The 12,541-nt window shown below is 74.1% G+C and carries 8 protein-coding genes; 5 read left to right on the top strand and 3 right to left on the bottom strand.

Going from position 1 to position 12,541, the window contains the following annotated elements; genetic code table 11:
- From AA0005_RS15475 to AA0005_RS15465, 3 genes are all read right to left on the bottom strand, one after another.
- Positions 1–1,221, bottom strand: a complete 1,221-nt coding sequence (locus AA0005_RS15475) for an ABC transporter ATP-binding protein (protein ID WP_413451023.1) — start codon at positions 1,219–1,221, stop codon at positions 1–3.
- A gap of 1 nt (position 1,222) precedes the next feature.
- Positions 1,223–2,125, bottom strand: a complete 903-nt coding sequence (locus tag AA0005_RS15470; protein ID WP_413451022.1) for an ABC transporter permease — start codon at positions 2,123–2,125, stop codon at positions 1,223–1,225.
- A gap of 75 nt (positions 2,126–2,200) precedes the next feature.
- Positions 2,201–3,490: a polysaccharide pyruvyl transferase family protein gene (locus AA0005_RS15465; protein ID WP_413451021.1), complete on the bottom strand. Its 1,290-nt coding sequence runs from the start codon at positions 3,488–3,490 to the stop codon at positions 2,201–2,203.
- A 241-nt stretch (positions 3,491–3,731) separates the two neighbouring features.
- Here AA0005_RS15465 and AA0005_RS15460 point away from each other — a divergent pair, with 241 nt between their 5' ends.
- Genes AA0005_RS15460 through AA0005_RS15440 form a run of 5 tightly spaced genes read left to right on the top strand, consistent with a single transcriptional unit; the run spans position 3,732 to position 12,521 of the window.
- A complete protein-coding gene (locus tag AA0005_RS15460) occupies positions 3,732–4,292 on the top strand; it encodes a hypothetical protein (RefSeq protein ID WP_413451020.1) in 561 nt (186 codons plus the stop codon).
- Complete coding sequence (locus tag AA0005_RS15455) at positions 4,292–5,884, top strand: glycosyltransferase family 2 protein (protein WP_413451019.1); 1,593 nt, start codon at positions 4,292–4,294, stop codon at positions 5,882–5,884. The genes AA0005_RS15460 and AA0005_RS15455 overlap by 1 nt, the downstream gene beginning before the upstream one ends.
- A complete protein-coding gene (locus AA0005_RS15450; protein WP_413451018.1) occupies positions 5,881–7,221 on the top strand; it encodes a glycosyltransferase in 1,341 nt (446 codons plus the stop codon). Before AA0005_RS15455 ends, AA0005_RS15450 begins: the two co-directional genes overlap by 4 nt.
- Before the next feature lie 33 nt (positions 7,222–7,254).
- Positions 7,255–9,771 (top strand): glycosyltransferase, encoded by a 2,517-nt coding sequence (locus tag AA0005_RS15445; protein ID WP_413451017.1) that lies wholly within the window; start codon positions 7,255–7,257, stop codon positions 9,769–9,771.
- On the top strand, positions 9,768–12,521 hold the full coding sequence (locus AA0005_RS15440; RefSeq protein ID WP_413451016.1) for a YfhO family protein: 2,754 nt from the start codon (positions 9,768–9,770) through the stop codon (positions 12,519–12,521). The genes AA0005_RS15445 and AA0005_RS15440 overlap by 4 nt, the downstream gene beginning before the upstream one ends.
- The last annotated feature ends 20 nt before the right edge of the window (positions 12,522–12,541 follow it).

Raw genomic sequence — 12,541 nt, 5'->3', positions numbered from 1 at the left:
TCAGGCGGTGCTGACGGTGACCCGCGGCTCGGTGTGCAGGTAGCCCACCGTGCGGCCCTCGGTGACGACGGCGAAGTGCGCGGCCCGCGCGGCCCGGTCGACATCACGGCCCGCGGCGTCGCGCAGGGCGACGTTGACCGAGTAGTCGCCCTGGGCGATCGGCAGCGCCGGCAGGGTGACGGCGAAGGAGGCGGGGCCGGCGACGTCGGGCAGGTCCTGCTCGAGCAGCTTGGTGTCGGTCGCGAAGATGACCTGGCCGAGCGGGGTCTCGATCGAGGTGCCGAGCGACCAGCCGCTGAGCGGCTCCTGGGGGTCGATGAGGCCGGAGACCGTGAGGTCGTCGCCGGGGTGGATCGTCAGCGGCTCGCCCTCGCGGCCCGGGGCCGAGACGGCGACGGAGTGGAGGCGCGTGCGCTTGACGGCCTCCCCGCGCAGCTCGGCGGCGTCGCTCTCGCGGGCCTCGCGCTCGGCGATGTCCTGGTCGATGCGCTCCTCGTAGTCGTGGCGCAGGCGGCGCATGGCCTCGCGCGGGGAGCCGTCCTCGACGATGCGGCCGTTCTCGAGGACGACGGCGCGGGTGCACAGCTCGGTGACCTGCTCGGCCGAGTGGCTGACGAGGATGATGGTGCGGCCCTCGGACTGGAACTGGCGGATTTTGTCCATGCACTTGCGCTGGAAGGGCTCGTCACCGACGGCGAGGACCTCGTCGACGAGGAGGACGTCCGGGTCGACGTGGACGGCGACGGCGAAGGCCAGGCGCACGTACATGCCCGAGCTGTAGAACTTCACCTGGGTGTCGATGAACTGCTCGATGCCCGAGAACTCGACGATCTCGTCGAAGTGGCGAGCGGTCTCGCGGGACGTGAGGCCGAGGATCGAGGCGTTGAGCTGGACGTTCTCCCGGCCGGTGAGGTCGGGGTGGAAGCCGGCGCCGAGCTCGAGCAGCGCGGCGAGGCGGCCGCGGAGCAGCACCTCACCGCTCGTCGGCTGGATGATGCCGCCGATCGTCTTGAGCAGGGTGGACTTGCCCGAGCCGTTGGGCCCGACCAGACCGACGGTGCTGCCCGCCTCGATCGTGAGGTCAACCCCGCGCAGCGCCCAGAAGTCCTCCTTGTGCTGGGCGGAGCGGCCGGCGTTGACGATGCGCTCCTTGAGGGACTTCTCCTTGCGGATGACGAAGCGCTTGGAGACGTCGCGGACGTCGACGACAGTGGTGCTCACGTCACAGCTCCTGGGCGAAGTTGCGCTGCATCCGGGCGAAGAGGCGCTGGGCGAGGATGAGGAGCACCCCACCGATCGCGAGCGCCACGAGCAGCCGGAGGGCGTGGTCCGGGGGGAAGGCCTCGGCGGGCCCGCTCACCCACACCGCGCGCTGGAAGCCCAGCGTCGAGAGGGTGATCGGGTTGAGGAGGTAGATGTCGGCGAGGGCGTCGGGGATGGTGTCGGCGACCATCGACCACGAGTAGACGATGGGGGAGAGCCAGAAGCCCACCATGATCGCGACCTCGACGAGATACTGGATGTCGCGCAGGTAGACGTTGGCCGCCGCGAGCACGAGGGCCAGGGCGGTGCCCCACGTGATGATGACGAGGAGGGCGAGCGGCAGGTAGAGCAGCCGCTCGTCGATCTCGAGCCCGCGGACGAGGACCGCGGCGACGACGAGGATCCCCAGCTGGATGAGGAAGTTGAAGATCGCCGAGCCGACGACGCTGAGCGGGAAGATCTCCCGCGGCAGGTAGATCTTCTTGACGATGCCGGAGTTCGCGAGGATCGAGCCGGTGCCGCCCTGGACGATCTCGGCGAACAGGGTCCACGCGGTGATGCCGGCGAAGACGTAGATCGCGAAGTCGGGGATGGCCCGCTCGGCGCCGAGGATGCGGCCGATCGCGAGGTAGTAGATGAGGAGCTGGACGAGCGGGCGGGCCAGGGACCACATCAGTCCGAGGGAGGAGTCCTTGTAGCGGGCGCGCAGCTCGCGCCGCACGAGCATGTCGAGCAGCTCGCGGCGTCGCCAGATCTCGCTCAGGGACTCGCGGGCACCGGTGATGAAGCCGCTCCGCGGGCTCGCGGGGCGCAGCTCCTCCTGGGCGAGCGCGGCCGCCCGCGCCTCAGCCTCGTTGTCCATCGCTCCTCCACGGTGTCCACGCCGGCGGGCACGTCCCGGTGCGTGTCAGGGTCCGGGACGCCGTGGCAGCTCGTCTCAGCGTCCGTCCGTCTTCCAGCGCCCCACGATAGACCGTGCCGCTGAGCGACCACGACGCGCGAGGCGCCGCAGGCGGCGGTCGAGGGTCCGCTCGAACACGGCCCGGACCTGGCCGACCTCGCTCTGCAGGCCCCGGACGTGGTTCTCCAGGCCGGCGATGTGGTGTTGGGCACCCGCGAGGTTCTCGGCCGCGGTCGCGAGCTGCGCGTGGAGGTCGGCGTTGGCGGCGCGCAGCGACGCGGCCACCCGGGCGTTCGCGGCGATGAGGTGGTCGCGGTTGCGCAGCGCCTCCTCGCGCTGCTCCGCGGCGAGCACGATGACCGGGCGGGCGCTGTCCGCATCCTCGGGCGAGGGCGGGACGGGGACGACGGGGGAGCCGCCACTGCGGGCGGGGTCGTCCTCGCCGACGAAGGAGGCGATGCGGGAGAAGGCGTCGTGCACGGCGGCGCGGTCCTTCGCGACGAGCTCCTCGAGCGACGGCGGCCCCTCCTCCACGCGGGCGAGAGCCTCGCGCAGCGAGCGGTCGTCGGAGAAGATCCAGTCGGTGAGGCCGCGGTCGGTGAGGAAGTCGCGCACCTTGCGCTGGTCGACCGTCACGAACGGCACGTGCTGGGAGTAGGCGAAGAAGGTCGCGTGCAGGGAGGAGACGACGACGTAGGACATCTGCCCGATGACGGAGTGCAGCTGCAGGGGCGTGAGCCGCGGCAGGTCGATCGCCCGGGAGCGGTCGAAGGGCAGGGCCGCCATGAAGGAGTCGTCGTAGTTGTAGTGGGTGAAGGGGATGAACACCTTCGGGTGGTCGATCGCGTCGACGGCCTCGACGATCTCCGGCGTCAGCTGCATGGTGTGCGGGACGACGTGGATGCCGACGACGGGCTCCCCGGCCGGCAGGCCCGGGATCTCGTAGTGCTCCGACTCCAGCGTCATCGTCGTGTCGGGCAGCAGCTCGGCGTCCGGCACCACGGAACGCAGGTGGTCGACCTCGGCGGAGGTGCGGGCGCTGACGAGGCGGTACTCCCTGAGGTGGTCTAGCTGGTCCGCGTCGGGCCACACGCCCGCCGAGTTGAGGACCGCCGGCCCCTGGACGCGGAAGCGGTCGTAGAAGGGGTCACCGACGGGGCGGATGAGGTCACCGCCGCCGACGACGACGAGCTGCTCGCGCGCGTCGACGGGCTCGAAGGGGTTGAGGACCTCCGGCCGGGCGACACCGTGGCGCGCGAGCTCCTGCGCGACGGCGATGCCGATCGCCCAGTCTCCCGTGTTGGGACTGATTGAGTCGTAGAGCAAGCCCACCACGGCGGGACACCTTCCTTTCCGAGCCCGCACGCGCGTGCGGGCTCCGTTCACTCTAGTGGCGCGCCGCGGACCGACGCCGACTCCGGCAGGAGCGTTCGAGCAGCGGCGGCGCGGGACCGGGCGGCTAGACTTCACGCGGCACAGGGGCCGGCCCCCCGGCCGGGTCACCGCACACGGTGACGTGCTCGGCCGGCCCGCGCGAGGGGGCTGCCGCAGGAGCGGAGAGGACGACATGGGCAGGAACGAGACACCGGACGCCGCGGCGGGTCGGGCCCGAGTGGCCGAGCTCGTCGACGGGGACAGCACCGTGCTCGTGCTGGGCGCCGAGCCGGACGCGCTGGCCGAGGAGCTGCGCGCCCGCGGCCGCGAGGTCACCGCGCTCACCGCGCCGAGCGGTTCCGGGACCTTCGACGTCGTCGTCCTCGACGAGGGCGCCCTCAGCGCCGCCGGGGACCCTGCCGAGCTGCTCACGACCGCCGCCGAGCGGGTCGCTCCGCGCGGCCGGCTCGTCGTCGTGTCCGCGCAGTCCGCGCTCGCGCTGACCGTCCAGGAGGACGCCGCGGCGCCGGCCGCCGACGAGGTCGCCGAGCTCCGGCACCGCCTGCTCACCCAGCGCGACCACGTCATCGGCCTGGAGGCGACGACGGCCACCGCCCGCGCCCAGGCCGCCCGCGCCCAGCGCGAGGCGCAGCAGCAGCTGGAGGAGATGGCCGCCTCGGCGACCTGGCGCGCCGGCCGCCTCGCGGTCAAGCCGGCCTCCTGGGTGCGCAGCCGCCTCACGGGACGGCGCTGATGTCCCACCCGCTCCTGTCCGTCGTCACGCCCGTCTACGACCCGCCGCTCGACGCGCTGCGGGAGATGATCGACTCCGTCCGCGAGCAGACCTTCTCCTCCTGGGAGCTCATCCTCGCCGACGACTGCTCCACCGCCCCGCGCGTGCGGGAGGTGCTGCGCGCCGAGGCCGCCCGTGACCCGCGCATCGTCGTCGTCGAGCGGGAGCGCAACGGCGGGATCGTCGCCGCCTCGAACTCGGCCCTCGAGCGGGCCCGCGCCGAGTTCGTCGCCCTCCTCGACCACGACGACCTCCTCGTGCCCCACGCCTTCGAGACCGTTGCCGCCTGGCTCTCCGCCCACCCCGAGGCCGACTACCTCTACTCCGACGAGGACAAGGTCGACGAGACCGGCCGCTTCTACGACGCCTTCCACAAGCCGGACTGGTCGCCCGAGCGGCTGCGCGGGCAGATGTACACCTCCCACCTGTCCGTCCTGCGCACCTCGCTCGTGCGCGAGGTGGGCGGCTTCCGCGACGGCTTCGAGGGCTCCCAGGACCACGACCTCGTGCTGCGCGTGACCGAGCAGGCCCGCCAGGTGCTCCACGTGCCCGAGATCCTCTACCACTGGCGCGCGCACTCCGGCTCCACGGCCGCGGACTACGGCGTGAAGTCCCACGCCTGGGACGCCGGCCGCCGCGCAGTCCAGGACCACCTCGACCGCAGCGGGATCGACGCGACCGCGCACTTCGGTGAGCTGCCCGGCACCTACCGCATCGAGCGGGCCGTCCCCGCCGGCACACGGGTGAGCGTCGTCATCCCCACCCGCGGCTCCTCCGGCCTCGTGTGGGGCGAGCAGGACGCCTTCGTCACCGAGTGCGTCCGCTCCCTCCTCGAGCGCACCGGCCCGGACCTCGACGTCGAGATCGTCGTCGTCCACGACGACGACACCCCGCCCGAGGTGCTCGCGGACCTGCACACGATCGCCGGCGAGCGTCTCGTCCTCGCCCCCTTCTCCCGGCCCTTCAACTTCTCCGAGAAGTGCAACGCCGGCTACCTCGCCGCGAGCGGCGACGTGCTCGTCTTCCTCAACGACGACATCCGCATCACGTCCGAGCGCTTCCTCGAGTCGCTCGTGGGGCCGCTGTCGGAGCCCGACGTCGGGCTGACCGGCGCCCGTCTCCTCTTCGCCGACGGCACCCTCCAGCACGGCGGGCACCAGTACTCGCGGGGCGACATCACCCACATCTTCCTCGGCGTCAAGGGCACGTGGGGCGGGCCCTTCTCCGAGCTGACGATCAACCGCGAGTGCTCCGGGCAGACCGCCGCGGCCGCCGCCGTGCGCCGGGAGGTCTTCGAGGAGGTCGGCGGGTTCTGCGAGGCGCTGCCGGGCAACTTCAACGACGTCGACTTCTCCCGCAAGATCACCCACCTCGGCTACCGCACCGTGTGGGTCGCCGCGGCCTCGGCCTACCACTTCGAGTCGCGCACCCGGAAGCCCACCGTGCACGAGTGGGAGTACAGCTTCATCACCACCCGCTGGGACTTCGGCGGTGACGACCCGTACATGCCGGTGGAGCTGACGCGGACCCGGCGCGCCGAGGGCGAAGCGTGACCCGAGTCCTCGTCGTCACCCTCGACACGGTCGCCGAGCGCATGGCCGGGCCGGCCATCCGGGCGTGGGAGACCGCCTCCTTCCTCGCGGCGGAGCACGACGTCGAGCTCGTCACCTTCGGCGCCTGCGAGCGGACCGCCCCCACCTTCACGGTCCGGCGCACCAGCCCCGCGCAGTTCCGGCAGGACGTCGCGGCGGCGGACGTCGTCGTCGTCCAGGGCTACGTCATGCGCGCCTTCCCGTGGCTGCAGACCGTGCCCCAGTCGCTCGTCGTCGACCTCTACGACCCCTTCCACCTCGAGTCCCTCGAGGTGACCCGCGGGGACAGCGAGGAGCGGCGGGCCGCCTCGACGGCCAAGGCGGTCACCGAGCTCACCGCGCAGGCCCGGCGGGGGGACTTCTTCCTCTGCGCCTCGGAGAAGCAGCGCGACTTCTGGCTCGGGCACCTCGCCGCCGCCGGACGCGTCAACCCGGCCACCTACGACGACGACCCCTCCCTGCGCCGCCTCCTCGACGTCGTCCCCTTCGGGATCACCCAGGACGCGCCGGTGAGCACGGGCGGGGCGCTCAAGGGCGTGGTCCCCGGCATCGGCGTGGACGACCACGTCATCGTCTGGGGCGGCGGCGTCTACAACTGGTTCGACCCGTACACGGTGATCCGCGCCGTCGACCGGGTGCGCGAGACGGTACCGACCGTGCGGCTCTTCTTCCTCGGCATGAAGCACCCGAACCCCGACGTGCCCGAGACCGTCGCCGCCCGCCGCGCCCGCGCCCTGGCGGACGAGCTCGGCCTCACCGGCCGGCACGTCTTCTTCAACGAGGACTGGGTGCCCTACGACCGGCGCGCGGACTACCTGCTCGACGCCGACATCGGCGTCAGCGCCCACTTCGACCACGTCGAGACCGCCTTCAGCTTCCGCACCCGCATCCTCGACTACCTGTGGGCCGGGCTGCCGGTCGTGTGCACGGCGGGGGACGCCTTCGGCGAGCTCGTCGCGGCCGAGAACCTCGGGCGCGCGGTCCCCGCGGAGGACCCGGACGCGATGGCGGCCGCCCTCCTCGAGCTGCTCACCGACCGGGAGGAGCGCGCCGCCGTCGCCGCCCACGTGCGCGAGGCGGCCGCCCGGTTCCGCTGGCCGGTCGTCCTCGAGCCGCTGGCCCGGTTCTGCGCCGCCCCCCGCCGCGCGGCCGACACCGGCCGGGCGCTCGACGTCCTCGGGGGCGAGCCGGGCGCGCTCACCCGGGCGCGTCAGGACGTCACCGCGGCGGTCCGCATGCTGAAGGACGAGGGGGCCGGCGCCGTCGTACGCCGGCTGCGGGTGCGGCTGGGGCGCTGAGGGGGCGTCGTCCCGCCCGGCTAGGCTGTGCCGGTGCGCGTCGTCCAGGTCTCTGCCCACTTCCCGCCGAACTTCGTCAGTGGCGGCACCCTGGTGCCGCACCGGGTCGCGCGGGCGGTCGCGGACGCCGGGCACGAGTCCCTCGTCTACGCCGGGCACCTCGACGAGAGCCGGGAGCCGCTGAGCACCTGGACCGACGAGGACGACGGCGTCACCGTCCGCTGGGTGACGACCACCCCGTGGACCGGGTGGTCCGACCCGCGCAACAGCGACAACCCCGAGGTCGACGCCGACTTCCGTGGCTGGCTCGCCGAGGTGCGCCCCGACGTCGTCCACGTCCACTCCGTGCAGACCCTCGGCGGCTCCCTCGTGCGCGCCGCCAAGGACGCCGGGGCCGCCGTCGTCGTGACGATGCACGACTTCTGGTGGTTCTGCGCGCGCCAGTTCCTCGTCACCCGGGACATGCGGCCGTGCTCGCTCGTCGTCGGCTGCGGCACCTGCCCGTGCGAGGTGGACCACGAGTGGCTCGAGCAGCGCAACGCCGGGCTCGCCGAGCAGCTCGCGGCGGCCGACGTCGTCCTGGCCCCGTCCGCGAGCGCCGCCCGGGTCCTCGTCGCCAACGGGGTGGACCCCGAGCGGGTGCGGGTCGACGAGAACGGCCTGCCCGCGATCCCGGCACCCGCCGAGGGGCGCCGGCGCGCCGACCACGTGCGCTTCCTCTTCGCCGGCGGCAAGGACCCGATGAAGGGCGCCGACGTCCTGCGCGAGGCGCTGGCACCGCTCGCGCAGCTGCCCGGGTGGACCATCGACCTCTACGGCGTCACCGACACCACCGGGCTGCCCGCGGCCGCGACGGCCCGCCCCGGCTTCCAGCCGGCCGAGCTCGGGACGATCCTCGCCGAGCACGACGTCCTCGTCCTGCCCTCCGTCATGCGCGAGTCCCACTCGATCCTCACCCGCGAGGCGCTCAGCGCCGGCCTCGCCGTCATCTGCACCGACACCCTGGGCCCCGAGGAGGCCGTGAGCGACGGCGTCAACGGGCTCGTCGTGCCCGCCGCGGACGCCGCGGCGCTCACCGACGCCATGCGCCGGATCGTCACCGACACCGCGCTCGCCGACCGGCTCATCGGCGCCGGGCCGGTCACCCCGCCGCGCGACTTCGCCGACCAGGCAGCCGGCCTGCTCGACCTCTACGCCGAGCTCGACGCCGCCGCACCGCCGCCCCCCGCCGCCGCCGACCGGACCATCGACCGGGTGCTCTTCGTCGTCGGGATCCAGGGCGCGCCGCTGCGCTACCGGGTCCACCTGGCCGCCGAGGGGCTGCGCCTGCTCGGCGTCACCACCGAGATCCGCCACTACCGCGACCCCGGGCTGGAGACGGCGCTGGCGGGGGCCGACGCCGTCGTCCTCTACCGCGTCCCCGCGACCTGGCAGCTGCTCGCCCTGCTCGACCAGCTGCGCACGGACCGTCCCGCGGTGCCGGTGGTCTTCGACATCGACGACCTCATCTTCGACCCGCGGCTGCGCGGCCAGGTCGACGGCCTGGAGTCGCTGCCGCCCGAGGAGGAGGAGCTGTGGTGGCGGGGCGTGGCGCGCTACCGCACGACGATGGAGCGGGCCGACCTCTACATCGGCTCCACCCGGATGCTGTGCGAGCAGGCGACCGAGGTCGTCGGGCTGCCGGCCCGCCGCTTCGCCAACGGGGTCGGGGCGCTGCTCGCCCAGGCCAGCGACGAGGCGCTGCAGCGCCCGCGCACCGACGGCCCCCCGCGCATCGGCTACTTCTCGGGCACGACGACGCACGACGCCGACTGGGCCCTCGTCGAGCCGGCCGTCCTCGACGTGATGCGCGCGCGCCCGGACGTCGAGCTGTGGCTCGGCGGGCCGCTGGAGCCCACCCCGGCGCTCGCCGCCGTGGGTGACCGGGTGCGCCGCCTGCCCTTCGTGCCGTGGCACGAGCTGCCCGGGCTGCTGCGCGACGTCGACGTGTGCCTGGCGCCGCTGACCGACTCGCGCTTCAACGAGGCGAAGTCCGCGATCAAGTGGCTCGAGGCCGCGGTCGTCGAGACCCCGGTCGTCGCCAGCCCCACCGAGCCCTTCCGGGAGGCGGTGCGCGACGGGCGGACCGGCTACCTGGCCGTGAGCCGCGAGGAGTGGGTGGGCGCGCTGACCGCGCTGCTCGACGACGCGGTCCTGCGCCGCCGGGTGGGCACCCAGGCCCGGCGCGAGGCCCTGCTGCGGTGGTCGCCCCACCTGCAGGGACGGGCCTACCTCGCGGCCCTGGAGGCGGCGGCCGAGGAGGTCGCCGCCCACGGCCACCGGCCCCCGAGCGGCTGGGAACCGGTCGCCGACGACGAGCCGCTCTCCGCGGCCGACGCCTATGTCGAGCCCTACGCACGGCCCACGCGCCGCCGCCACCCGGCGCTGCGGCGCCTGGCCCGCACCGCGCCCGCGCGGCGGGCGCAGGCGGTGCTGCGTGTCCTGCGCGCCGGTGGCGTCCGCGCCGTCGCGTCGCGCGTAGCGTCCCGCCTGGGGAAGGGGCAGCGATGAGGCGGCCCGACCCGGGGACGCTGCTGGCCTGGCTGGCGCCCGTCGTCCTCCTCGTCGTCATGGTCGGCCCCTCCCTGCTGGGCCTGCGGCTCTTCGCCGCCGGCGACCTCATCGACAGCTCGCAGGCGCCGTGGATCGAGACGACGACGGTCGAGGAGGTCCGTAACGTCTGCGTCTCCGACACCGTCGACTCCGTCATCCCCTCCTCCCTGGAGTTCCGCCAGCGGATCGCCGGGGGCGACCCCGCCCCGCTGTGGGACGACGGCGCCTCCGCCGGGGCGATGCTCGGCGCCGCCCCGCCGCAGGGTGTGGCCTCGCCGCTCTTCCTCGCCACGCTGCCCTTCTCCGACGCCTCCTTCACCGGCTGGCTCAAGCTCTTCGAGGTCGTCGCGGCGGTCGCGGGCACGGTGCTGTGGGCCCGCCGCCTGGGCCTGTCGACGGCGGCCGGCGCCGTCGGCGGCCTGCTCTTCGCGACGAGCGGCTTCATGGTCATGTGGACCAACTGGCCCCAGACCCGCACCGCGGCGATCTTCCCGCTGCTGTTCTGGGCGCTGGAACGCATCGTCCAGGACCGCACCCTGCGCTCGGCGCTGCCGCTGCCCTTCGTCGTCGCCGCCCTCGCGCTGGGCGGCTTCCCGGCGGTCGCGGTCCACGCCGTCTACCTCGGCATCGTCTACGCCGTCCTGCGCCTCGTCCTCGTCAACCGCGCCGACCCCGAGCCCGGCGCCTGGCGCCGCTGGGGCAAGGCCCCGCTGCTCGCCGCCGGCGGCGCCGCCCTGGGCGGGCTCATGGTGGCCTTCCAGCTGCTGCCCTGGCTGGAGCAGCTCGGTGCCACGGACCTCGGCTACCGCGAGAACATGTGGGCCTTCACCTTCGGCATCCGCGAGCTCCTCACCGCGGCGTTCCCGCAGGCCCTGGGCACCTGCGCGACCGACGCGGTCCGCTGGGGCAGCGTCATCCCGGTGGAGGGCGTGTCCTTCATCGGCGCGGGCGCGCTCGTGCTGTGCGTCGCCGCCCTCGTCCTGCCCCGGGCGGGGGAGCGGATGGCCGGTGCCCGGACCTTCTGGCTCGTCGCCGGGCTGCTCACCCTCGCCGTCACCTTCCTCGGCGGCCGGCTCAACCAGACGATCGCCATGCTGCCGCTCATGGACAACTCCCCGATGCACCGCATGCGTGCCATCGGCGGGCTCATGTTCGCCATGCTCGCGGCCGCCGGCGTCGACGCGATCCGTCGCTCGGCCGGCACCCGGAGGGTGCTCCCGTGGCTCGGCGTCGTCGCCGCCCCGCTCGCGCTGGCCGGTGCGGCCTGGGCGGCCCGCCGGCTCGCGCCCGAGCCGGCCGCGTGGGCGCAGGTGCGCACCTCGGTGCTCCTCGGGCTCGCCGCGGGCGTCGTCGTCGCGCTCGCGTGGGCCTGGGTGATGTCCGGGCTCCGCGGCCGCGGCGTCGTCGTCGCCCTCATCCCCCTCGCGCTCGTCGGCGAGGCCCTCCTCTTCACCAGCGCCTTCTGGCCGCGCACCGACCCCGAGCTGCTCTTCCGGGAGACCGGCACCGACCGCTTCCTGCAGGAGAACCTCGGGCACGAGCGGATGGTCGGCGCCGGGTACGCGTACTGGAACGGCGCGAACAAGGTCGCCGGGGTGCGCTCGCTCTCCGGGCACACCTTCGTGCCGGCGGAGTGGCGGGAGCTGCTCGAGGAGGTCGACGAGGGCATGTTCCTCACGCCGACCAACCACACCCTCTCCAACCTCCCCGCCCTCACCCACCTCGTGCTCGACCGACTCGCCGTCCGCTACGGGGTCGCCGACCTCGCGGTCGCGCCGGTCGGCGACCTCCAGGGCGACGGCGAGCAGGACGCCTCCCGCTCGGTCGTGCTGCAGGAGACCGCCGCCCGCCGCGAGCTCGCGCCGGTGGGCCTGCGCGGGGTCGCCGTCGAGATCGCCGAGCCCATCGGTGACGTCGCCGAGTCGCAGGACCCGACGACGATCACCGTCGAGGTGCGCGACGGCGCGGAGGTGGTCGCCACCGCCGAGCGCCGCGTCCGTGACGGCTTCGCGGACCTCGTCACCATCCCCGTCGACGGTGAGCACCTCGCCGCGGCCACCGGCCCGCTCACCATCGAGGTCCGGGCCGAGGGGGAGCCGCAGGTCTCCGTCGTCGCCGGCCCCGACGGCGGCTGGGTCGGCGCGATCACCGCGCCCGACGACGGGCTCGACCTCGTCCTCACCGACGGCGCCCAGGTGTACGAGCGGACGACGGCGCTGCCCCGGTTCCGCTGGGCGCAGGACGCGCAGTCCTGCGAGGAGGCCTGCGCAGCGCTGCTCGCCACCCTGCCCCCCGAGGTCGCGCTCCTGCCGGACGCCGACGAGGTCGACTTCGCCGGGCTCCCGGCCACCGTCGACGTCGAGACGGACAGCGACGACCTCAAGCGGGTCCGGGTCGACGCCGAGGGGGCCGGCATGCTCGTCGTCGCCGACTCCTTCCAGGACGGCTGGCAGGCCTACGTCGACGGCGAGCCCGTGGACGTCCTGCGGGCGGACCACGCCCTGCAGGGCGTGCCGGTGCCCGCCGGCGAGCACGTCGTCGAGCTGTCCTACGAGCCCGTCGGCTGGTCGGTGCTGCCCTGGGTGGCGCTCGCCACCGGCACGGGCCTGGCCACGCTGTGGGTCCTCGTCGCCCTGCGCGCCCGCCGCGACCGGCCCGCCCGGCCCGTGTCGCCGGGACCGGCGGAGGACGACTCGGCCCAGGCGTGAAGCGGGACACGGTCCGCCGT

The organism is Georgenia phoenicis, assembly GCF_047302425.1.
Lineage (GTDB): Bacteria > Actinomycetota > Actinomycetes > Actinomycetales > Actinomycetaceae > Oceanitalea.
Note: the sequence above shows the minus strand (reverse complement) of the source record. Positions and strands in the feature narration are given on the sequence as shown.